18 protein-coding genes are annotated in these 21,437 nt (G+C 68.0%); 6 read left to right on the plus strand and 12 right to left on the minus strand.

The window, feature by feature from the left end:
- Positions 1 to 67 precede the first annotated feature (67 nt).
- Positions 68 to 802, plus strand: coding sequence for a phosphoribosyltransferase (locus ACQY76_RS11965; protein WP_428028963.1), 735 nt, complete (start codon positions 68 to 70; stop codon positions 800 to 802).
- A 6-nt stretch (positions 803 to 808) separates the two neighbouring features.
- Here the strand turns inward: ACQY76_RS11965 and ACQY76_RS11970 are convergent, their stop codons facing one another.
- Positions 809 to 3,103, minus strand: coding sequence for a xanthine dehydrogenase family protein molybdopterin-binding subunit (locus ACQY76_RS11970; protein ID WP_428028964.1), 2,295 nt, complete (start codon positions 3,101 to 3,103; stop codon positions 809 to 811).
- A 157-nt stretch (positions 3,104 to 3,260) separates the two neighbouring features.
- Between ACQY76_RS11970 and ACQY76_RS11975 the strand changes: the two genes are divergently transcribed.
- From ACQY76_RS11975 to ACQY76_RS11985, 3 genes are read left to right on the plus strand one after another with little or no spacing between them, the layout of a single operon-like run.
- Complete coding sequence (locus tag ACQY76_RS11975; protein WP_428028965.1) at positions 3,261 to 5,684, plus strand: xanthine dehydrogenase family protein molybdopterin-binding subunit; 2,424 nt, start codon at positions 3,261 to 3,263, stop codon at positions 5,682 to 5,684.
- Positions 5,681 to 6,496, plus strand: coding sequence for an FAD binding domain-containing protein (locus ACQY76_RS11980; protein WP_428028966.1), 816 nt, complete (start codon positions 5,681 to 5,683; stop codon positions 6,494 to 6,496). Before ACQY76_RS11975 ends, ACQY76_RS11980 begins: the two co-directional genes overlap by 4 nt.
- Positions 6,493 to 7,677, plus strand: a complete 1,185-nt coding sequence (locus ACQY76_RS11985) for a xanthine dehydrogenase family Fe-S subunit (protein ID WP_428028967.1) — start codon at positions 6,493 to 6,495, stop codon at positions 7,675 to 7,677. The genes ACQY76_RS11980 and ACQY76_RS11985 overlap by 4 nt, the downstream gene beginning before the upstream one ends.
- Positions 7,678 to 7,688: 11 nt before the next feature.
- Here ACQY76_RS11985 and ACQY76_RS11990 read toward each other — a convergent pair whose 3' ends face one another.
- The 3 genes from ACQY76_RS11990 to pxpB form a co-directional block, all read right to left on the minus strand.
- Positions 7,689 to 8,441 (minus strand): GntR family transcriptional regulator, encoded by a 753-nt coding sequence (locus ACQY76_RS11990; protein ID WP_428028968.1) that lies wholly within the window; start codon positions 8,439 to 8,441, stop codon positions 7,689 to 7,691.
- A gap of 110 nt (positions 8,442 to 8,551) precedes the next feature.
- Positions 8,552 to 9,592 (minus strand): biotin-dependent carboxyltransferase family protein, encoded by a 1,041-nt coding sequence (locus ACQY76_RS11995; protein WP_428028969.1) that lies wholly within the window; start codon positions 9,590 to 9,592, stop codon positions 8,552 to 8,554.
- The gene (gene pxpB, locus ACQY76_RS12000) at positions 9,589 to 10,347 is read right to left on the minus strand and encodes a 5-oxoprolinase subunit PxpB (RefSeq protein WP_428028970.1); all 759 of its coding nucleotides are present in this window, start codon (positions 10,345 to 10,347) and stop codon (positions 9,589 to 9,591) included. The genes ACQY76_RS11995 and pxpB overlap by 4 nt, the downstream gene beginning before the upstream one ends.
- Positions 10,348 to 10,490: 143 nt before the next feature.
- Here pxpB and ACQY76_RS12005 point away from each other — a divergent pair, with 143 nt between their 5' ends.
- Positions 10,491 to 11,255 (plus strand): LamB/YcsF family protein, encoded by a 765-nt coding sequence (locus tag ACQY76_RS12005; protein WP_428032997.1) that lies wholly within the window; start codon positions 10,491 to 10,493, stop codon positions 11,253 to 11,255.
- Between the two features lie 4 nt (positions 11,256 to 11,259).
- A complete protein-coding gene (cofH, locus tag ACQY76_RS12010) occupies positions 11,260 to 13,671 on the plus strand; it encodes a 5-amino-6-(D-ribitylamino)uracil--L-tyrosine 4-hydroxyphenyl transferase CofH (RefSeq protein ID WP_428028971.1) in 2,412 nt (803 codons plus the stop codon).
- A gap of 166 nt (positions 13,672 to 13,837) precedes the next feature.
- Here cofH and ACQY76_RS12015 read toward each other — a convergent pair whose 3' ends face one another.
- The 8 genes from ACQY76_RS12015 to ACQY76_RS12050 all read right to left on the minus strand — a co-directional run bounded on the left by ACQY76_RS12015 (position 13,838) and on the right by ACQY76_RS12050 (position 21,434).
- Positions 13,838 to 14,782: an LLM class flavin-dependent oxidoreductase gene (locus ACQY76_RS12015; protein ID WP_428028972.1), complete on the minus strand. Its 945-nt coding sequence runs from the start codon at positions 14,780 to 14,782 to the stop codon at positions 13,838 to 13,840.
- A 30-nt stretch (positions 14,783 to 14,812) separates the two neighbouring features.
- The gene (locus tag ACQY76_RS12020; RefSeq protein ID WP_428028973.1) at positions 14,813 to 15,610 is read right to left on the minus strand and encodes a CoA-transferase subunit beta; all 798 of its coding nucleotides are present in this window, start codon (positions 15,608 to 15,610) and stop codon (positions 14,813 to 14,815) included.
- Entirely contained in the window at positions 15,600 to 16,556 is a 957-nt protein-coding gene (locus tag ACQY76_RS12025) for a CoA transferase subunit A (protein WP_428028974.1), read from the minus strand. Before ACQY76_RS12025 ends, ACQY76_RS12020 begins: the two co-directional genes overlap by 11 nt.
- A gap of 9 nt (positions 16,557 to 16,565) precedes the next feature.
- On the minus strand, positions 16,566 to 18,062 hold the full coding sequence (locus ACQY76_RS12030; protein WP_428028975.1) for a pyridoxal-phosphate dependent enzyme: 1,497 nt from the start codon (positions 18,060 to 18,062) through the stop codon (positions 16,566 to 16,568).
- A 97-nt stretch (positions 18,063 to 18,159) separates the two neighbouring features.
- Complete coding sequence (locus tag ACQY76_RS12035; protein WP_428028976.1) at positions 18,160 to 18,876, minus strand: ABC transporter ATP-binding protein; 717 nt, start codon at positions 18,874 to 18,876, stop codon at positions 18,160 to 18,162.
- Positions 18,869 to 19,627: an ABC transporter ATP-binding protein gene (locus tag ACQY76_RS12040; protein ID WP_428028977.1), complete on the minus strand. Its 759-nt coding sequence runs from the start codon at positions 19,625 to 19,627 to the stop codon at positions 18,869 to 18,871. Before ACQY76_RS12040 ends, ACQY76_RS12035 begins: the two co-directional genes overlap by 8 nt.
- Positions 19,624 to 20,574 (minus strand): branched-chain amino acid ABC transporter permease, encoded by a 951-nt coding sequence (locus ACQY76_RS12045; protein WP_428028978.1) that lies wholly within the window; start codon positions 20,572 to 20,574, stop codon positions 19,624 to 19,626. Before ACQY76_RS12045 ends, ACQY76_RS12040 begins: the two co-directional genes overlap by 4 nt.
- Positions 20,571 to 21,434 carry a branched-chain amino acid ABC transporter permease gene (locus ACQY76_RS12050; RefSeq protein WP_428028979.1) on the minus strand — a complete coding sequence of 288 codons (864 nt, stop codon included), beginning with the start codon at positions 21,432 to 21,434 and terminating at the stop codon, positions 20,571 to 20,573. The genes ACQY76_RS12045 and ACQY76_RS12050 overlap by 4 nt, the downstream gene beginning before the upstream one ends.
- Between the last annotated feature and the right edge of the window lie 3 nt (positions 21,435 to 21,437).

The following is a 21,437-nucleotide window of genomic DNA, read 5'->3' on the forward strand; positions in this document are numbered from 1 at the left end:
TCCGGGATCGCATGACATGGGAGAGCGGTCCCGGCTCTCCACTTCGCTGCGGCCGGGATGACGGCGAATGGAAGATGCCCATGTGACCGACGATTTCACCGAACCCACCCTTGCCTATTGGCAGGAACTGACCGAGGAGCCTCCCGCGCGCTTCTCCTTCACCCCGCCGCACCGCCACGGCTATCCGGTGCGGCTGGCGGACGGGCGTGTGCTGGTTCTGCCGCTGCGGCGCCTCCCCGACGGCGTTCATGCCGCAGCCTCGCTGATCGCCAACCAGGCCTCGCACGCGGTGGTGAGCGCCCTTGCCGATGCGATGGCGGAGGAGGCGCGGGCGCTAGATGCGGCCTGCGTCATCGGCCTGCCGACACTGGGGCTTTCCTTCGCGGCGTTGGTGGCGGAGCGGCTGGGCCAGAGCCGCTATGTCCCCCTCGGCTATTCCAAGAAGTTCTGGTACCGCGACGACCTCTCCGAGCCGGTGTCGTCGATCACCAGCCCGGAGGCAGGCAAGCGCCTGCGGCTCGACCCCAATCTGCTGCCGCTGGTCGAGGGAAGGCGGGTGCTGCTGGTGGATGACGCGATTTCCACCGGGGCGACCGCTCTCGCCGCCTGCCGGCTGATGCAGCGCGCGGGGGCGACGCTCGGCGGCATGGTGGTGGCGATGAAGCAGACCAATCGCTGGGTCGGCGCGATAGAAGGCGCCTTGGAGCCGGAAAAAGTACGGGCCGCCTATGGCTGCCCGCTGTTCACCCTGCGCGCCGATGGTTGGTGGCCGGTTGAAGAGACCCTGCCGGACGGGCCCTGACGCCCGTCACACCCCGTCCTTCGCCTCCCTTATCGCCTGCCACACCCGCGCCGGGGTCAGCGGCATGTCGAGATGGGCGATGCCGAGCGGGGCCAGCGCATCCATCACCGCATTGACGAATGCCGGCGGCGCGCCGATGGCCCCCGCTTCCCCCGCCCCCTTGATGCCCAGCGGGTTGGTCGTGCAGGGCACGTTGTGGGTCGACACGTCGAAGAAGGGCAGGTCGTCCGCGCGGGGGAGCCCGTAATCCATGAACGAGCCCGAGAGCAGCTGGCCGCTGTCGGGGTCGTAGACCGTGCGCTCAATCATCGCCTGGCCGATGCCCTGGGCGATGCCGCCATGAACCTGTCCGCTCAGCACCAGCGGGTTCAGCGTGCGGCCGAAATCATCGACCACCGTGTAGCGCTCCACCGTGATGTGCCCCGTCTCGGGGTCGACCGCGACCTCGCAGACATGCGCCCCGTTCGGGAAGGTGCCGGCGAGCTGCTCGAAATCGCCGATGCCTTCGAGGCCGCCGACCTGTGCTGCGACCTCCAGCAGGCCGATATGGCGGTTGCTGCCCGGCACGCGGAACACGCCGCCATCGAACTCCAGCTCCCGCTCGTCCACGGCCAGCAGCAGCGCCACTTCGCGGCTCGCCTTTCCGAGTACCGCCCCGGTGGCAAGCCGCAGGGCGCCGCCGCCATGCACCATGGAGCGCGAGGCCACCGTGCCGCCGGCCGAGGGGAGCGGCTGGTCGGTGTCGCCGGTCTTGACGGTGATGCGCTCGGGATCGACGCCCAGCGCCTGCGCCGCCATCTGCACATAGGTGGTCTCATGGCCCTGTCCGGTGGACTGGGTGCCGACATGGACCACGAACGTGCCGTCCGCCCCGATCTGCACCACGGCCCCCTCTTTTCCCGGCACGCCGGTGCGCTCGATGTAATAGCCGAGCCCGATGCCGCGCAGCGCTCCATCGCCTCTCTCGCGGCGTGCGGGAAAGCCGTCCCAGTCGGCCGCGCGAAGCCCGGCCTTCATCACGGCGGGAAAGTCGCCGGAATCGTAGACGACGCCGGTCGCGGTGCGGTGGGGCATGTCGTCAGGGGCGATCATGTTGATCTCACGCAGCGCGATCGGGCTCATGCCGATGTCGCGCGCCGCCTTGTCGACCAAGCGCTCGATGAGATAAGCGGCCTCCGGGCGCCCGGCGCCCCGATAGGCATCCATCGGCGCATTATTGGTGTAGGCGATGCGGACATCGGTGGCGACTACGGGGATGCGGTATACGCCCGGCGCCATGGGGGGGCCGGAAAGCGTCGGGCAATAGACACCGAAGGCGGAAAGCGCGCCGCCGGCGCTCGCCAGCGTCTCCACCTTCAGCGCGGTGAAGCGGCCCTGCGTATCAAGGCCCAGCGTGGCGCGGGAGGCGTTGTCGCGGCCCTGCGTGTCGGAAAGGAAGGCTTCGGCGCGGCTGGACTGCCAGCGCACCGGGCGACCGAGCTTGCGCGCGGCATAAAGCACGAGCGCCTGTTCGGGATAGGGGATGGCTTTCATGCCGAAGCCGCCGCCGACATCCGGGGTGACGACGCGCAGCTTCGCCGCCGGCAGCCCGAACACCCCCTCGAACATGAAATCGCGGATCATGTGGCTGCCCTGGCTGCCGGTGACCAGGGTGAACTGCCTGGTCTCGCCGTCATAGAGGCCGATGGCGTTGCGCGGCTCCATGGAGGAGACGACGATGCGGTTGTTGATGAGTTCCAGCTCCACCACACGGTCCGAAGCGGCCAGCGCGGCGTCGACCTCGCCGATGTCGCCGAGCTGCCAGTGCAAAGCGAGATTGCCGGGCGCCTCGTCGAAGAGCAGCGGCGCGCCGTCGGCAAAGGCGGCGGCCGGCTCGACCACGGCGGGAAGGTCGTCAATGTCGATTGCCACGGCTTCGGCGGCCTCGAGCGCGGCGAGCGCGGTTTCCGCCACCACGAAGGCGAGCGGCTCGCCGAGATAGCGCACCTTGCCGGCGGCCAGCAGTGTGTGCGCCGGCAGTGGCATGCGCCCGCCTTCCGCATGGTCGAGCACGATGACCACCGGCAGCGCGCCGATCGCGTCGGCGGAAAGATCGGTGGCGGTGTAGACCGCGAGCACGCCGGGCATCGCGCGGGCGGCCTGCGTCTCCACCGCGCGGATCACGCCATGGGCCACCGGCGCGCGGACAACGCAGGCGAAGCTCTCACCCTCATAGCGCAGGTCGTCCGTGAAACGCCCCGTGCCGGTGATGAAGCGCAGATCCTCAACGCGGCGGAACGGCTGGCCGACCCCGAACTTCATGGCTCTCTCCTCGGCTCTGTCATCGGACTGGCGCGCGACGCGGCAGATTTATCCGTGCATCTTTTCTAATCATTCTATCTATGTAAAGATAAGCACAAAGTGACTGATAATGTCGATAATCGAACAAGATAGCGTGGCGGTTCGCCGGGAGTTGTGGATGATCCTCCAAGGGCCGGACGGCGAGCTGAAAGGCGGGGCGAAGGCGCATCGCGGTGTCGGCGCTTCAGTTCGTCGCAAGGAGGATGCCCGCCTGCTCGCCGGGCGTGGGCGCTTCATCGGCGACATGCGATTTCCAGGCCAGCTGGAGGCGGCCTTCCTGCGCTCCTCGCTCGCCCATGCCCGGATCAAGGCGGTGCACATTCCCCTGCATCTGCAGGGGAGGGCCTTCGTCCATGCCGACATGGTGGGGGTGAAGGACATTCTGGCGAAAACCGGCCTGCCGGGCTTTCGCGTTTCCGCCCAGCCCTCGCTGGCCAGCGGCAAGGTGCGCTTCGTCGGCGAGCCGGTGGTGATGGTGCTGGCGGAGACGCGGGCGCTGGCCGAGGATCTCTGCGAGGAGATCCATGTCGACTATGAGGAGTTGCCGGCCAATGCCGACATGCTGTCCGCCGCCCGCGACGGCGCCGCGCTGATCCACGAGGACTGGCCGGAGAACGTGTTCCTGGTCTCCGCGACCGAGAAGAACTTCGACGACAGCCTGAAGAACGCCCCGATCCGGGTGACGCGCGAGGTACGCACCAGCCGCCAGTGCATGGCGCCGCTGGAAGGCAAGGGCTGCATCGCGCTGTTCGACCGCTCGCTCGAGCAACTCACCCTGTGGACCTCGACCCAGATGCCCCACATCGTGCGTTCGGGTCTCGCCGAGTGTCTGGGCCTCGACACCCGCAAGATCCGGGTGGTAGCGCCCGATGTCGGCGGCGGCTTCGGCTGGAAGGGCCTGCTGCAGCCCGAGGAAGTGTGCTGCGCCTGGGCGTCCCTGAAGCTGGACCGCCCGGTGAAATGGCTGGAGGACCGCCGCGAGCATCTGATCGCCGCCGCCAATTGCCGCGAGCATCATTATGTGATGACCGCCTATGCGGATGAAGAGGGCCGCCTGCTCGGTTTCGAGGCGCTGGCCCATGTCGATGCCGGCGCCTATTCGGTCTATCCCTTCTCCGCCTGCCTCGAGGGCGCGCAGGTGGTTTCCAACCTGCCCGGCCCCTACAACATTCCCGCCTATCGCTGCCGCACCTATTCCGTCTGCTCCAACAAGCCGCCCATCGTGCCCTATCGCGGCGTGGCCCGCACGGGCGTGTGCACGGCGATGGAGCTGATGATCGACGCCGTGGCCCGTGCCGCCGGGCGGGAACCCTATGAGGTGCGCCAGCGCAACCTGGTGCGGCCGGAGCAGATGCCGTTCACCTCGATCACCGGCAAGGAATTCGACATGGGCGACTATCCCGAAAGCCTGCGGCGGGCTTTCGCGATGATCGATCATGAGGCTGTCCGTGCCCGCCAGCAGGCGGGGGAAACAGACGGGCGGCGTATCGGGCTGGGCTATTCCATTTATTGCGAGCAGGGCGCGCACGGCACCTCGGTCTATCATGGCTGGGGCATTCCCATGGTTCCCGGCATCGAATCCTGCGGCGCCCGGCTGACCCCGGACGGCACGCTGGAAGTGCGGATCGGCAGCCAGAGCCACGGCCAGTCCATGGAGACGACGCTGGCGCAGGTGGCCTGCGAGGTGCTCGGCATCGATCCGGACCTGGTCAACGTCGTCCATGGCGACACGGCGATGACGCCCTATTCCACCGGCACCTGGGGCTCGCGCTCGGCGGTGATGGCGGGCGGCGCGGTGGCGAGCGCCTGCGAGCGGCTGGCCGGTCGCATCGCCAAGATCGGCGCGCATCTGCTGCAGGCGCCGGAGGACGCGGTGACGGTTCGCGACGCGCAGGTCATCGGCCCGCAGGGCTCCGTGAGCTTCAGGGAGGTGGCCGCGACCTGGTATCTGGCGCCGCAGAACCTGCCCGCCGACATCGATCCCGACGGGCTCGACCTTGTGGCCGGCTACCGGCCTTCCGTCGACACCGGCACGTTCTCCTATGCCGCCCATGCCTGCGTGGTGGCGGTGGCGCCTGAGACGGGAGAGGTGGAGATTCTCGATTACGTCATCGTCGAGGACGGCGGCGTGCTGCTCAATCCGATGGTGGTTGACGGCCAGATTTATGGCGGCACGGCGCAGGGCATCGGCACCGCACTCTATGAGGAGATGGCCTATGACGAGCACGGGCAGCCGCTCGCCTCGACCTTGGCTGATTATTTGCTGCCCGGTGCCGGCGAAATGCCGGATGTGCGCATCGCCCATATGGAAACGCCATCGCCCAACACGCGCTTCGGCCAGAAAGGCATTGGCGAGGGAGGCGCCATCGCGCCGCCGGCGGCAATCGGCAACGCGATCAACGACGCGCTTGCCGGGCTGGGCGTGGAGATGACCGTCTCGCCGATGACGCCGCGCCGGGTGCGCGAGGCGGTGCAGGCGGCACGGGCGCTTGCGGAGGGGCAAGGCTCCGGCAGCCAGGTTTCCGGGAGGCTCGCGTCGTGAAGGCGGCGCGGTTCGACTATCAGCGCCCGGACGATCTTGCCGGCGCTGTGCTGGCGTTGGCCGACGACGGTGCCAAGGCGGTGGCTGGCGGGCAGAGCCTCGGGCCGATGCTCAATCTACGCCTCGCCCGGCCGGGTCGCCTCGTCGATGTCGCGCGTCTGGCCAAGCTGCGGCGCGTCGAGGAGCGCACGGACGGCGTGCTCTATGGCGCCGCTCTCACCCATGCCGAGTTCGAGGATGGCGCGGTGCCGGACCCGACGCCCGGCTTTCTCGCGCGCATCGCGCACGGCATTGCGTACCGTGCCGTGCGCAATCGCGGCACCATCGGCGGAAGCCTTGCCCATGCCGATCCTGCGGCCGACTGGCCGACGACGCTCGCGGCTTTGGGTGCCCGGGTGCATCTCGTCGGACCGGCCGGGACACGGGAATTGCCGGTGGAGGCGTTCATCCTCGGCGCCTTTGAAACGGCCCTCGTGCCCGGCGAGATCATTGCCGGAGTGTTCGTGCCGCGCCGCTCCGCGTCGGCGCGCTTCGGCTATCGCAAATCCTGTCGCAAGGTCGGTGAGTTCGCGGAGGCCATGTGCGCGGTGCTCGTCGATCCCGCCGGCGGTACCCGGCGGCTGGCGATCGGCGCCACGGAAGCACGGCAGGTGGTGATCGCGGATGCCGGCGCCGCACTCGGCAATCCCGAGATTGTCGACGCCATCCTGCGCGACACCGGTCTGGCGAGCGACCCCGCCGCGTTCCGCTTGCGCCGCGACGTCATTCGGCAGGCCATCGCCGCGCTGGACCATGAGAGCCACCCTGCATGAAGCCGATCCGCCTCGCCATCAATGGGCGCAGCATCGAGACGAGCGTCGAGCCGCGACAGCATCTGGCCGATTTCGTGCGCGAGGAATTGCTGCTCACCGGCACGCATCTGGGTTGCGAGCACGGCGTGTGCGGGGCCTGCACCGTCCTGATCGACGGCGCGCCGGCTCGCGCCTGCATCGCCTTTCCGGTCGCGCTCGACGGCGCCTCGATCACCACGGTGGAAGGGCTGGCGGACGATCCCGTGGCGGCACGGCTGCGCGAGGCCTTCATGGAGGAGCACGGGCTGCAATGCGGCTTCTGCACCCCCGGCATGCTGATCATGGCGCGCGATATCGTGTTGCGTCTTCCCGGCGCGGATGACGCCACCATCCGGCACGAGCTGGCCGGCAATCTGTGCCGATGCACCGGCTATATCGGCATCATCCGCGCCATCCGGACGGTTGCCGCCGAGCGCGCCGCGGCCGGCGAGGAGGCCGTGGCGACCCGCTGCAGCGCGGTGGCGCCTCCGCTCCACATCTCGCCACTGACCCTGCCGGTGGCGAATCTCCTCGCGGCGGCAAGGGAGAACATTGCCGAGCCGGCTTCGCCCCCGACTGCCGCCGCAGCTTTCATGCCGGAACCGCTGCGAAACCCGGTGGAAATGGTGCAGGAATTCGAGGTGCCGGCGGGACGGCCGGATGTCTTGTCGCTGTTTCAGGACCCCGCGCGGGTCATTGCCTGCCTGCCCGGCGCGCGGCTGGTGGAGCCCAGCGACGGGCGCACGCTCAACGCCGAGATGGTGGTGAAGCTCGGCCCGATCCAGGCGGCCTTTGGCGGCAGGGCAGTGATCTCGGCCGACCCGGCGCACTGGACCGGGACCATTGACGGGCAGGGGGTGGACCGGCGCAGCGCGACGCGGGTTCAGGCGCGGCTGGTCTATGTTCTCGATGAAGTGGAGGGCGGCGCGGCGACCCGGGTCCGGGTGAATGTCGCCTATGTCCTGCAGGGGCCGCTGGCCCAGATGAGCCGGGGGGCGCTCGCCCGCGACCTCGCCGCCCGCCTGACCGGAGCCTTCGCGGCCAACCTTGCCGCCGGGCTCCGCGGCGAGGCGGCGCCGCTACAGGCCGCACCGCTCAACGCCGGCGCGCTGATGTTCGCAGTGGTGGCCGACTGGCTGAAACGACTGTTCAGAAAGCGCTGAGCCCGGGCCGTTCAGCCCAGCAGGTCGATGTCGAGCTGCACGCAGTCGCCGCGATAGATGATGTCGGCGACATAGATCACCACATCGTTCTCGTCGGCGATCACCAGATGCGCTTCCACGGTGGGAAAGCCGATGCCGGTGGCGAGCAGGTTCGCCACGCGCGGTTCCACCGTGCCGACGATGAAGGACTGGCGCGCGCGCTTGACCTTCAGCCCTTCGAGCGTGGCGACGACGGCGATGGTCGGCTCGCGGTCGAAGCGGGCGGGGGCGCGTTCGTACAGGGCGTCGTCGAAATGCACGCGGGCGAAGGAATAAGGCTGGCCGCGCCGCGACTGCACGCTCTCCAGATAGCGATAGCGCGCGGCCGGGGTGCCGTCTTCGGGCCGGATGGTCGGCGGCGCGGGCGGCGTCGCCACGGGCAGGAAGCGCGGAATGTTGGCGCCGATCGTGCCGGCCAGCGAGTGCCATTTCAGGTCGAGCTTGAGCCAGCGCTTGTCCTCGACAGAGGCGGAGACGAAGGTACCCTTGCCCTGGATGCGGCGTACCAGCCCCTCGCCCTGCAGCACTTCCACCGCCTGGCGCACGGTGACACGCGCCACCTGGAACTCGGCTTCGAGTTCCTGAAGCGTCGATATCTTCTCGTTCGGCCCCCATACGCCATCCTCGATGCGACGACGGATCACGCCGGCGATCTGCAGATAGCGCGGCACCGGACTGCGTCGGTAATCGGGATTGGCCAGCGCGGCCGAGGAATCCTTCAGCATGGGCGATGTCGGTCCGCTCGTGCCGCCTTTGCGGCGGCCTCTCGTCAGGGCAGAATCGGCGAGGTCATTCTATCTTCGGTATCATGTAATCCTATTCGCCGCCGGGCGGGTTAGCCGCTTTCCAGTGCCGTGACAACGCCGGAGATCAGATTGGCCTGATAAAGCGCCGCCGCGTCGAGGCGAGCGCCCTCGCGCACCGGGGCGAGCGTGGCGATAAGGCGCGTCATCTCGGCCTCCCGGGCGCGACAGGCTTCCTCCCCCTGCGCGACGGTGACGGAGCGGAAGCGGATGAGCGCGCCCGGCATCAGCCGTCCTGCCAGCGGCAGGTCGGCGGAGATCACGGTGGCGATCTTGGCGTAGCCGCCAATGGTCTGGTGATCGGCCAGCAGCACGATGGGAAGCCCGGAACCCGGCACCTGAACGGAGCCTGTGGCGATGCCGTCGGAGACGATGTCGGCGCCATTGCGGAAGGCGAGGGGTTGCCCCTCTAGACGCATGCCCATCCGGTCCGCTTCGCGCGAGACGCGGTAGGGCGTGGCAAAGAAGGCAGCCACGGCTTCTTCGGTGAAGGCGTCGGCCTGCGGGCCGGGAACGGCGCGTAGCGTCACCTCGGCTGGCGCCGCCGGCGGTACGGGTAGCTCAAGGCAGGGCCCGCGCACGGCGCCGTCGCCGAGTGCAATGCGATCGCCGGCGGCGAGCGCACGCCCCTCATGGCCGCCGAAGCGCCCTTTCAGGTCGGTGGAGCGCGAGCCGAGCACGGCCGGTACATCAAGCCCGCCGGCAAAGGCCAGCACCGCGCAGCCGGAGCCCGAGAGCGCGCCGACCTTCACGCTCGCGCCTTCCGGCACGTCGATGGCGCGCCAGGCGCCGTAGCGCCGGGTCTCGCCGGCGTGGCCGACCTCAATGCTGGCCCGGGCGCCCGCCAGCGCCAGCCGAACCGGTCCGCCGACGACCTCGAAAGACGGGCCGGCAAGGCGGATCTCCAGCCCGGCGTGACTGGCGTCATTGCCCACCAGCGCATTGGCGAGCCGCAGCGCCGGGCCGTCCAGCGCCCCGCACACCGGCACGCCATAGGCCTGGAAGCCCAACCGGCCGAGGTCCTGGATAGTGGTTTGCGGGCCGGGCTGGCGAAGCTGCAGGCAGGTGCTCATGCCGGTGCTCCCTCGACATTCGGGACGAAACGGCCCTGCTCGACATCGGCGCGGATCGCGGAATGTTCATCCGCGCTCACCGGCACGAACCGCACCCCGTCGCCCGGCGCAAACAGGGTCGGAGGCACCTTTGCGGGATCGAAGAAACGCAGCGGCGTGTTGCCGAGCAGATGCCAGCCGCCGGGCGATTCCACCGGGTAGACGCCGGTCATGCGCTGGGCGATGGCGACCGAGCCGGGCGGTACGCGCACGCGCGGCGTCGTGAGGCGCGGCAGATCGAGCGCGGCGGGCAAATCGCCGAGATAGGCGAAACCGGGCAGGAAGCCCTGCACATAGACCCGGTAGAGCGTGCCGGCATGCAGGGCGATCACATCGGATTCGCTCAGGCCGGTGGCGCGGGCCACCTCGGCAAGGTCCGGGCCCGCCTCGCCGCCATAGAGCACGGGAATGCGCCAGGTGCGGGCGGGGGCCTCGGCGGCGGCCTCCTCCAGTTCCAGCGTGCCGATGAACGCCTGAAGCGCCTCGGCGCTGGTGCGGAGCGGATCGTAGTGCACCAGCAACGAGCGGAAGGTCGGAACGGTCTCCACCAGCCCGTCCGGCGGTGCACCGGCCAGCAGGGCAGCGGCGCGGTGCACCAGTGCGTTGATTCCGGGATCGATGCGATCGCCAAACTCCACGGCGAAGGCGGTATCGCCCACGGGAAGAAACCGCGTGCGGGCCTCGACAGGCTTCATCGGTGCCACTGCGCCCGCCATTGGTGCCCCCTGTCCACGCCACCGGTAACGGCTCTTGCCGCAATCATCCTAATGTTAGTACGTTTCGACTTGAAATGCATGATTACATAATGTGTTAATGTCGAAGAAACTCAATCTGAGGGAGGCCGGCCTTGGCGACGCGCATGAATATCAACGCCGATATGGGCGAGGGCTATGGCCATTATGACATCGGCAATGACGACGCGATCCTGAAGATCGTCAAGAGCGTGAACATCGCCTGCGGCCTGCATGCCGGCGACGCCACGGTCATGCGCGACGTCTGCCTCAAGGCGAAGGCCAACGGCGTCTCGGTCGGGGCCCATCCCGGCTTCAACGACATCTGGGGCTTCGGCCGCCGTCAGATCCGCATGAATGCCGACGATCTCGAATATCTCGTCGCCTATCAGCTCGGCGCGCTTGCCGGCATGGCGGCCTATGCCGGAGTGAAGGTAACCCATGTGAAGCCGCATGGCGCGCTCAACAATATGTGCGCCATCGACAAGAGCTACGCCCAGGCCATTGCCCGCGCCATCAAGACGGTGGATCCCTCGCTCTATTATCTCGCCTTGTCGGGCACTGAAATGGAGAAAGCGGCGATCGACATCGGGGTGCCGCTGTCGCGCGAGGCCTTTATCGACCGGCTGTACGACGATGACGGCAATCTCGCCTCGCGCAGCAACCCGGCAAGCGTCATCAAGGATCCCGTGCTTGCTGCCGAGCGGACGGTGCGCATGGTGCTCGATGGCGAGATCATCTCGATGAGCGGCAAGAAGATGCCGACCAAGTTCGATTCCCTCTGCGTGCATGGCGACGAGCCCACCGCCATCGCGGTGGCTTCCGCCTGTTGCGACGCGCTGCGCGCGGCCGGTGTCGAACTGGTGACGCTTCCCGAGATGATGGCAGGCTGAGCCGATGGCGGACGGGCGGCTGGACGACGATGCTGCTCTCGCGCTGGCCGAAGCGACCGACCTCGGCGGGCTGATGATGCAGGCCGCACGGCTGCGCGATGCCGGCTTTGGCGGCACCGTCACCGTCTCGCGCAAGGTCTTCATCCCGCTGACACAGCTCTGTCGGGACGTCTGCCATTACTGCACCTTCGCCCACCCGCCGCGTAAGGGCCAGCGTGCCTTCCTCACTCCCGATGAGGTGCTGGACATCGCCCGTGCGGGCGCGCGCATGGGCTGCGACGAGGCGCTGTTCACGCTCGGCGACAAGCCGGAGCTGCGCTACGCGGTGGCGCGCGACGAACTTGCGGCGCTCGGCCATGACAGCACGCTCTCCTATTTGCGCGCCATGGCCGGCCGGGTGCTGGAAGAGACCGGGCTGCTGCCGCACCTCAATGCCGGGGTGATGGCCGAGGCGGACCTTGCCGGGCTCCGCGCCGTCTCCGCCTCCCAGGGGCTGATGATCGAGACCACCGCGGAGCGGCTCTCGGCGCGCGGAGGGCCGCATTTCGGCTCGCCGGACAAGCTGCCGGCGGCACGCCTCGCCACGCTGGAGGCGGCGGGGCGCGCGCGCGTGCCCTTCACCACCGGCCTGCTCATCGGCATCGGCGAGACCCACCGCGAGCGGATCGAGGCGCTGCTTGCCATCCGCGCCTCGCATGCGCGGCACGGCCATGTGCAGGAAGTCATCATCCAGAATTTCCGCGCCAAGTCCGGCACCCGGATGGCGACGGCCTCCGAGCCCTCGCTCGAGGAGCACCTGTGGACCGTGGCCGTCGCGCGCCTCGTCCTCGGGCCGGGCATGCCGATCCAGGCGCCCCCCAATCTTCAGCCGGACGGGCTGAAGGCCTTGATCGATGCCGGCATCAATGATTGGGGCGGGGTGTCGCCGGTGACGCCGGACCATGTGAACCCGGAGGCGCCCTGGCCGGCGCTGGCGGTGCTCGGGGCGGCGACGGCGCGCGCAGGCAAGGTGCTGGCGCCCCGCCTCGCCGTCTATCCCCGCTATATCGGCGCGCGGGCGACTTGGCTCGACGCGCGGGTCGCGGCGCGCACGCTCCGGCGGGCCGACGCGGCCGGGCTGGCGCATGAAAGCGGCTGGCGCGTCGGCATGGCGGAGGCAAGCACGGTCGTGCGCGAATGGCCGGCCGCGCCGGCGCTCGCCGGGCCGGACAGCGGGCTCGATGCGCTCGTCGACCGTGCCTTTCGCGGGCGTGGGCCGGACGAGGCAGGCATCGTCCAGCTGTTCGAGGCCCGCGGCGACAGGGCGCGTCGCGTCTTCGCGGCCGCCGATGCACTGCGCCGGGAGACCGTGGGCGATACCGTCTCCTATGTCGTCACGCGCAACATCAACTACACCAATGTGTGCGCCTATCGCTGCGGCTTCTGCGCCTTTTCCAAGGGACGGCAGAACCAGCACCTGCGCGGCCGGCCCTATGAGCTCGATCTTGGCGAGATCCAGCGCCGCACCCGGGAGGCTTGGGCGCGCGGCGCCACGGAAGTGTGCATGCAAGGCGGCATCCACCCGGATTTTTCCGGCGAAACCTATCTCGCCATCGTGCGCGCGGTGAAGCAGGCCGAGCCTCACATGCACGTGCACGCCTTCTCCGCACTGGAGGTGCGCCATGGCGCGGCGACGCTCGGCCTGAAGGTGCCCGAGTTCCTGCTTCGCCTGAAGGAAGCCGGACTTGGCAGCCTGCCGGGCACGGCGGCGGAGATCCTCGACGACGAGGTGCGCGCGCTTATCTGCCCGGACAAGCTGAACACGCAGGAATGGCTGGAGACCGTGGGCGACGCCCATCGGGCCGGGCTTCGCACCACCTCGACCATCATGTTCGGCCATGTCGACAGCTATACGCACTGGGCGCGCCATCTGCTGCGCCTGCGCCATTTGCAAAGCGAGACCGGCGGCATTACCGAATTCGTGCCGCTGCCCTTCCTGCACATGGAGGCGCCTCTCTACCTCAAGGGCGGCACTCGCCAGGGGCCGAGCCGGCGCGAGGCGCTGCTGATGCACGCGGTGGGGCGGCTGGCGTTGCATCCGCTGATCCCGAACATTCAGGCCTCTTGGGTGAAGCTGGGGGAGGGCGGCATCGTCGACGCGCTCAAGGCCGGCGCCAACGACATTGGCGGCACGCTGATGGACGAATCGATCAGCCGCGCCGCCGGCGGCTCGCATGGGCAGGAATACCCCCCCGACCGGATGGAAGCCTCCATCCGCGCCGCCGGGCGGCTCGCCCGCCAGCGCACCACGCTCTATGAGGATGCGCCTTCGCGACAGAAGCAGCGTTCCTACGCAGCCGAAGCGCTGACCCCTCGGGTCGAGCCGTCGGCCGGGAAGCGCGCGAAGTTGGGGAGCCTGAGGGCGTTGCGGGGGTAGGCGGCAGCCTCCCTCCATTCGGCGAAGGAGAGATCAGCGTTGATCCGTCAGACGCCGTCATCCCGGGTTTGACCCGGGGATCCACGCCTTCGGGCGCGTTGGTGGCAGGCAAGACGTGGATGGCCGGGACGAGCCCGGCCATAACGTTCATCTGGTGATGCCTCGCCTATTTCCGCAGCAGCGGCAGCACCTCGTGGGCGAGCAGGTCGACCTGTTCCTTCTCATAGCGCCACGGCACGAAGACGATCTTCTTCACGCCGGTCGCGATATGGGCGGCGATCTGTTCGGCGCATTCCGCCGGGGTGCCGACGATGGCGCTGTCGAAGGTGGAGAGCGAGCCCTTTGACAGGTCCCATTCGGCGTTCAGCCATTCCAGCATCTTCGGCATGCCAACCTCGCGCGGCCCGACATAGATCGGCAGCTGGTTGAGGCTGTAGAGGTCGGCGGGGTCGCGGCCGGCTTCCTCGGCAAAGGCGGAAATCTTGGCCCAGGATTCGTTATAGCCTTCCGGCGTGTAGAAATAGGTCAGCCAGCCATCGCCGCGCGTGGCGGCGCGCTTCAGCACCACATCGACATAGCCGCCGATGAGGATGGGCGGGTGCGGCTTCTGCACCGGCTTGGGGAACATCACCGCCTTGCGCAGGTCCAGTTCGTCCCATTCGCCGCTGACGGAATCCTCGGTCCACAGCCGCTTCAGAATGTCGAGGTTGCGGTCCATGATCTTGCCGCGGCGCTCAAAGGGGATGCCGACGGCGTCGAATTCGCGCTTGTACCAGCCCACCGCCGCGCCCAGCATCAGGCGGCCGTTCGAGATCAGGTCGATGGTGGACAACTGCTTGGCCAGGATGACCGGGTTTCGCAGCGGCAGCACCAGCACGCCGGTGCCGATCTTGATGGTCTTGGTGCGCGCGGCAACCGCCGTGAGCAGGGAGAGCGAATCGAGGATCGGGAAATGCGGGTCGGTTCCCAGCAATATGTGGTCCCACACCCAGAGCGACTCGAAGCCGAGTTCCTCCATGCGCACGCCATAATCGATCAGCGCGCCGGCGTCGGGAAGCTCCGGGAAGCGGGTGAAGTTGCGCATCGCCACGCCGAAGGCCGGCACACTCATGATCGTCTCCACGCTTCGAAAGGATGGCGTTCAGGCCGTGTAGAGCTGTTCGGGGTCGAGTTCGCGCAAGATGGCGAGTTCGGCCGGCGTCGGCGCGGGCGTGACTTCCACATCGTCGGGCACGGGCAGCTCGAAGCCGGTATTGGCCTTGATGTCGGCGGGCGTGACGCCGGGGTGGAGCGCCAGAACGCTCATGGCGCGACTTTCCCCGTCGAAGCCGAGAATGCCAAGGTCCGTCACCACCCGGAACATGCCGCCGGCTGGCAAGCCGGCCTGCGCCCGCGTGTCGCCGCCATCGAGAAAGCCGGGGCTGGTGATGAAGTCCACCTTTTCCACGAAGCGGCGCTTCTCGTGCTTCATGGCGACGATCATGTCGGCCAGCGAGGCGATATCGTTGCCCCCGCCGGTGCCGGGCAGACGGATCTTCGGCTTGTCGGCGTCACCGATGAAGGAGGAGTTCAGATTGCCGAAACGGTCGATCTGCGCCCCGCCCATGAAGCCGACATCGACGTAGCCGCGCTGCAGCAGCAGCAGCACCTCAGTGATCGACACCAGCATGTTGGCGCGGCGCGAGCAGCGCTGCTCATTGGTGGAAGGCGGCAGCTTGCCCGCCTCCACGAACGGCCCGATCACCCCGCCCTCGAACAGGATGGTGAGGCCCGGCGCATGGGTCTTCTGGGCGAGGATGGCGGCCAGCAGTGGAATGCCGACGCCCGCGAAGACGGTCTGCCCTTCCTTGAGCAGGCGTGCGCTCATCACGGCGAGAAGCTCGGAGCCGGTATGGGCCGGCGCGACGGAAAGGCTGATCCGGGCGCGTTCAGTCGTCATAGATTCCACTCCCGCGGCGCTGGGCGTCGAGCAGTTCCGCCATGCCGATGCGGTTGAGATAGTCCGCCCAGTTCTTCGGCTCGTGATAAAAACGGTCGAGATAGGCCCTGGCGCCGGCGTCCGGATCCTTGGAGGTCATCCCGGCATAGAGATCCATGTGGGTGTAGAACGGCTCGTAGAGGCCGTAGCACTCGTGCGGGGCGGAGCCGAACGGCACCTCGACCACGGCGTCCACCGTGAAGAAGCCGATCTTGGTCTGGTCCGGGTGGCGGCGTATCTGCTCGTTGGAGACGATCCGCTCGGTGGTGAGGATCACCTTGTTCGCCGCCATCGCCATGTCGATGTCCATGAAGGTCAGCCCGTCGATCTGGGCGTTGCCATAGGCATCGCAGCGCTGGACATGGATGATCGCCACTTCCGGGTTTAGTGCCGGCACCAGCAGCAGCGTCTCGCCGGTGAAGGGGCATTCCATGGTCTTGGCGCCCTCCGCGCGGTCGAGGACGCCGGAGCCCAGCATGGAGCGCATCGGCATGAACGGCACACCCATGGCCCCGGCGCGGTAGCGCAGGCCCATCGCCATGTGGCTCCATTCCTCGAAGCGCGCGCGCCCGGTCTCGGTATAGGCCCGCATCACCTTGGAGACGCCCCACACGATGCCCTGGCTGAACCAGGACGTGATGATGTGGCGGGAAACGCCGGAGGCGTAGAGCAGGTCGCCCTCGGTGGAGACGATGGAGCGCGAGACTTCAAGGTCGCGCCTGCCGGCGCGGATCAGTGCCCAGATCATGGCAAAGGGCGTGCGCGAGGCGGTGCAGCCGCCAATGGCGAGGCTGTCGCCGTCCGCTACCAGCGCGGCGGCGTCTTCCAGCGACATCACCTTGTCGCGCAGGCTGCGGTCGCGCGCCTGGGTCTTCTGGCGCAGGTCGAGATAGGAGGGGATCGTCACGTGTCTCTCCTACGCCGCTTGCGCGAGGCCGATGTCGCGATTCATGCGGGTGATCATCTCGTCGAACAGGCCCAGATGCGCGCGCAGGCCACGCCAGAAGCTCTGGTGGCGGCGCCGCTCGAAATCCTCGACGCTGATGCCCTGCTGCTCGACCCAGGTGTAATAGCCGAGGTTGAAGACGCGCTGGCGGTCGCGGTGGTCGAGCTCCAGCACATGGTCGGCGCCAGCGCCAAGCAAATGCTGGCCGAAGGCTTCCCCGGCGCTGACCTGGTCGAACGTGCCGCCCTTGCGTGCGAGATGCTGGGCGCGCTCGCTGGCGTAGAGCGCGGCGCCGTCGGTGGCGACGGTGAGGATGACATCGTCCGCGTCGAGATCGAGCCGGCGCGCGGTCTTGATGGCGGCCAGCACATTGCCGATGCCCGAAAGCCCCAGCGAGGCGAGGCCGTCGAGTGTTGCCGCGTCCACCCCGCGTCGCTCGGCGAGATAGGCGCGGCCCGCCGGGGTGCCGAACAGCAGCGCGAGGTCGTCCGAGGCGACGTCGGAGACGCCGGCCACGATGTCGGTGTTGGTGACGTTGTGGATGAGGGGAACGTGCTTGTCGCCGATGCCCTGGATATTGTGTTCGCCAAAGCCGTTATAGAGCAGGGTCGGGCATTCCTCCGGCTCCATGGCGACGATGCGGGTGCCGTATTTCTCCTTGAGATGGTCGCTTGCGCCGAGCGTGCCGGCCGAGCCGGTGCCGGCCACGAAGGCGGTCAGCCGAAGCCCCGGCGCGCCCGCGCTCAAACCCTCGAACAGTGCCCCGGCGGCCGCGCCGGTGACGGCGAAATGGGCGAGGTAGTTCGGGAATTCGGAGAACTGGTTGAGGATGAAATTGGCCTCGTCCTTCGCCATCTCCGCGCAGGCGTCGTAGATTTCCTTGACGTTCGACTCGGTGCCCGGCGTGCGCACGATGTCGGCGGGGTCGGTGACCCATTTCTCCAGCCAGTTGAAGCGCTCCGCGCTCATGCCGCCCGGCAGCACCGCCACGCCGTGGCAGCCCAGGATGCGGGAGATGGCGACGCCGCCGCGGCAATAATTACCGGTCGAGGGCCACACGGCGCGGTGGTGGGTGGGGTCGAACATGCCGGTGACAAGACGCGGCACAAGGCACGCATAGGCCGCCAGAACCTTGTGGGCCTGGATCATCGGGAAGTGCCGGCCCAGCATCACCACGATGCGCGCCGGCACGCCGGTGATCGACGATGGCAGCTCGATATGCGCGGGCACCGCCTTGCCGGCAAGCGTCGCGGCATCGTTGAACCAGTGCAGGCCGAACAGGTTCCGCGCGTCCGGGGCATGCGTGTCGGCGGCGGCGGCCATGGCACGCGCGCCGGCGGGCAGGGTGTCGGGCGCCGCCAGCTCGGAAAAGCGCGGCAGCACGATGCCACGTTCGCGCAGATGGGCGACGGTCCGCTCATAGGTCGGGACATCGGCGATGGAGGAAGGCAGCTCGAACGGGTTCATGCAATTCCTGCGGGAAGGCGGGCGGGCGGTCGTCACGCGTATTGTATGATACTAATGATAGAACCATTCATGCAAATTATTCTGATAAACTCGTCGATTAAATCGACAGGTATGCCTCGCTGACACTGGGGTCGCGCGCCAGTTCGGCGGAGATGCCGGACCGGGCGACCCGGCCGTTCTCGACGATGTAGGCACGGTGGGAGAGCTCGAAGGCGGTCATCACGTCCTGCTCGACCAGCAAGATGGTCTGACCGGCCCGATTCAGCGCCGTCAGCGCCTCGCTCAGATGCTCCACCATGCGCGGAGAGAGCCCGAGTGAGAGTTCGTCGATCATCAGCAGGCGCGGACGGGACATGATGCCCCGGCCCACCGCGCACATCTGCTGCTCGCCGCCCGAGAGGGTGGTGGCGTCCTGGCGCTGGCGGTCGCGCAGGATCGGGAACAGCTCGAACACCCAGTCGAGGTCCTGCGCGATCGCCTGCCGGTCCGTGCGCAGATAGGCGCCGAGCAGCAGATTGTCGCGCACGGTGAGGCCGCGAAACAGGCGGCGGCCCTCCGGCACATGGGCGAGTCCGGCCTTGAGCACGATATCGGGCCGGGCGCCGCCGATGCTTTCGCCGTTAAAGCGGATCGACCCCTCCTGCGGGGCGATCTGCCCGGAAATGGTGCGCAGCAGCGTGCTCTTGCCGGCGCCGTTGGAGCCGACGAGGGCGACGATCTCGCCGGGCTGGACCACGAGGTCCATGCCCCACAGCACCTGGATCTGGCCGTAGCCTGAGGTCACGCCTTCCAGCGCCAGCAGCGGCTCAGCCATGGTTGAGCTCCTTCAGCCGCGCGGCGAACTTGGCGCCGAGATAGGCCTCGATGACCCGCTCGTCGGCGACGATCTCGGCGCTCGGCCCGTCGGCGATGAGCTGGCCGTGATGCAGCACCAGAAGGCGCTTCGACAGCGAGAGGACGACCTTCATCAGGTGCTCGATGATCAGCACGGTGACGCCGCGCTCCGCGATTTTGCGGATGAGGGCGAGAGCGCCGTCGATCTCGGAGGAGTTGAGCCCGGCATTGACCTCGTCCAGCATCAGCACGCGCGGGTTCATGGCGAGGCTCTTGGCCAGTTCCAGCCGCTTGCGCGCCGCCAGGGCCAGATTGGCGGCGGGCCGGTCGGCCAGCGCGTCGAGGCCGACGAATTCGAGGCTTTCCCGCGCCATGCCGCGGGCGTCGCCCAGCGAGGCCGCCCCGCCGCCGAACAGCGCGCCGGCCGTGACATTCTCCAGCACCGTCATCGCCGGGAAGGGCTGCACGATCTGAAAGGTGCGCGCCAGTCCTCGGCGGGCGGCCTGATAGGGCTTCTGCAGCCCGACATCCTCGCTCTTGAACAGGATGCGGCCCGAAGAACGACGCAGGTTTCCGGTCACCACATTGACCAGCGTGGTCTTGCCCGCGCCGTTCGGTCCGATGAGGCCGACGACCTCCCCCTCATTCAGCGAGAACGAGACGTCGGTGAGCGCGTTGAGCCCGCCGAACTGCTTGGACACGCCGTCGAGGCGCAAGATGGGCTCGATCATTTGCCACCCTCCACCTTGGCCGCCCGCAGCCGCCGCAGCATGCCGAGGCTGAGCAGTCCGCCGGGCAGGAAGAAGATCAGCAGCACGATGACGACGCCGAGAATGGCGCGGTTCCAGTCGAGGAAGTTGGCCCAGAACAGTTCTTCCAGCAGCACGAAGGCCGCCGCCCCGAGGGCCGGTCCAATTATGGTGCCCGCGCCGCCGAGCATCGCCATGACGACGACCTTCACCGTCATCACGATCTGGAAGGAATCGGTCGGGTCGATATAGCCGGTCCACGAGGCATAGGCCGCCCCGGCGGTGGCGCAGAACATGGCCGAGAGCGTGTAGGCGGCGATCTTGTAGGCGGTGGTCTTAATGCCGACCATGGCGGCGGCATCCTCGTTCTGGTGAATGCAGCGCAGGCCGAAGCCGAGGCGCGAGCGGTCGACCAGGATCGTGGCGATCAGGCTGGCGAGAAGGATGGCGAGCATGACGAACAGGAAGAAGCGCATCAGTTCCTCCGGCGGCCAGGCCATCCGCGGCAGGTTCAGCCCGTCGCCTCCGCCGGTGAGGCCGGACCAGGACGAGACCACCAGCCGGCACACCTCCACCACGGCGATGGAGCCGATGGCGAAGTAATGTCCGCGTAGCCGCAGGATGATGGCGCCGAGCAGCGCCGCGAACACCGCCACCATGACGGTTGCGATCGCCCAGGCGAGGCCCATTGGAATGCCGTGCCGCTGGCAGATCGCCCCGACATAGGCGCCGAGGCCGAAGAAGGCGGCGGTGGAGAAGGAGGGGTAGCCGGTGAAGCCGCCAATGAAGTTCCACGAGGTCGCCAAAGCGCCATACATGGCGATGATGGCGGCGGTGCGCACGACGTAATTGTCGGCATAGAGCGGCGTGGTGGCAAGCACGAGCAGGCCGGCGACCATGGCCGCGTAAAGCGGAAAACCGGATTTCATTCGTACCCCCTCACGCCGACAAGGCCGGTGGGCCGGGTGACCAGCAGCACCAGCATCAGCACGAAGCCGGCGGTGATCGCCTGTTGGGGGCCGAACCAGTGGCCGGCGAGGCTCTCCACGAGTCCTAGCACCAGCCCGCCGACCAGCGCGCCCGGCACCGAGCCGAGCCCGCCAACCACGCAGACCACGAAGGCCTTGCCGAGCCAGATGCCGGTGACGTTGGTGGTGATCGGGAACACGGTGGCGAACACCACGCCCGCCACGCCCGCCATCAGCGCACCGATGCCGAAGGTGATGGCGTAGATGCGGTCGGTGCGGATGCCCATCAGTTCGGCGGCGGAGCGGTCCATCCGCACGGCGACGATGGCCCGGCCGATGGTCGAGCCGCGCATCACCGCATAAAGTAACAGCGTCATCGCCAGAGCGAGGCCGGTGCCGATGAGCCGGTCCACCGGCAGCACGACGGAGCCCAGATGCACCGCGCCGAGATCGAGCGTGATCCGGCGCGGGGTCGCGGTGAACCAGTAGGTCATCGCGTTGTAGAGGATCATGTCGAGGCCGAAGGTCAGCGTCAGTGTCGTGAGTACCGGGGCGCTGACCACCCGGTTGATCACCAGTTTCTGCAGCGAGAAGCCCAGCGCGAACATCAGCGCCGCGATGACGGGCAGCATCACCACGGGGTGGATGCCGTAGAGGTGCCACGCGAAGAAGGTGAGGTAGCCGCCGAGGATGATGAAGGAGCCGTGGAGCATGTTGATGACGTTCAACACACCCCAGACCAGAGAGAAGCCGACCGCCAGGCAGGCATAGAGCGCGCCGAGCATCAGGCCGTTCGAAAGGATCTGAAGATAGATCGCCATGTC

It is taken from the genome of Ancylobacter sp. (assembly GCF_965279025.1).
GTDB lineage: Bacteria > Pseudomonadota > Alphaproteobacteria > Rhizobiales > Xanthobacteraceae > Ancylobacter.

Bases quoted from the DNA above. Each gene is read 5' to 3' on its own strand.
- ACQY76_RS11965 (WP_428028963.1), top strand. From the start codon at position 68: ATGGAAGATGCCCATGTGACCGACGATTTCACCGAACCCACCCTTGCC.
- ACQY76_RS11970 (WP_428028964.1), bottom strand. From the start codon at position 3,103: ATGAAGTTCGGGGTCGGCCAGCCGTTCCGCCGCGTTGAGGATCTGCGC.
- ACQY76_RS11975 (WP_428028965.1), top strand. From the start codon at position 3,261: ATGATCCTCCAAGGGCCGGACGGCGAGCTGAAAGGCGGGGCGAAGGCG.
- ACQY76_RS11985 (WP_428028967.1), top strand. From the start codon at position 6,493: ATGAAGCCGATCCGCCTCGCCATCAATGGGCGCAGCATCGAGACGAGC.
- ACQY76_RS11990 (WP_428028968.1), bottom strand. From the start codon at position 8,441: ATGCTGAAGGATTCCTCGGCCGCGCTGGCCAATCCCGATTACCGACGC.
- ACQY76_RS11995 (WP_428028969.1), bottom strand. From the start codon at position 9,592: ATGAGCACCTGCCTGCAGCTTCGCCAGCCCGGCCCGCAAACCACTATC.
- pxpB (WP_428028970.1), bottom strand. From the start codon at position 10,347: ATGGCGGGCGCAGTGGCACCGATGAAGCCTGTCGAGGCCCGCACGCGG.
- ACQY76_RS12005 (WP_428032997.1), top strand. From the start codon at position 10,491: ATGAATATCAACGCCGATATGGGCGAGGGCTATGGCCATTATGACATC.
- cofH (WP_428028971.1), top strand. From the start codon at position 11,260: ATGGCGGACGGGCGGCTGGACGACGATGCTGCTCTCGCGCTGGCCGAA.
- ACQY76_RS12015 (WP_428028972.1), bottom strand. From the start codon at position 14,782: ATGAGTGTGCCGGCCTTCGGCGTGGCGATGCGCAACTTCACCCGCTTC.
- ACQY76_RS12020 (WP_428028973.1), bottom strand. From the start codon at position 15,610: ATGACGACTGAACGCGCCCGGATCAGCCTTTCCGTCGCGCCGGCCCAT.
- ACQY76_RS12030 (WP_428028975.1), bottom strand. From the start codon at position 18,062: ATGAACCCGTTCGAGCTGCCTTCCTCCATCGCCGATGTCCCGACCTAT.
- ACQY76_RS12035 (WP_428028976.1), bottom strand. From the start codon at position 18,876: ATGGCTGAGCCGCTGCTGGCGCTGGAAGGCGTGACCTCAGGCTACGGC.
- ACQY76_RS12040 (WP_428028977.1), bottom strand. From the start codon at position 19,627: ATGATCGAGCCCATCTTGCGCCTCGACGGCGTGTCCAAGCAGTTCGGC.
- ACQY76_RS12045 (WP_428028978.1), bottom strand. From the start codon at position 20,574: ATGAAATCCGGTTTTCCGCTTTACGCGGCCATGGTCGCCGGCCTGCTC.
- ACQY76_RS12050 (WP_428028979.1), bottom strand. From the start codon at position 21,434: ATGGCGATCTATCTTCAGATCCTTTCGAACGGCCTGATGCTCGGCGCG.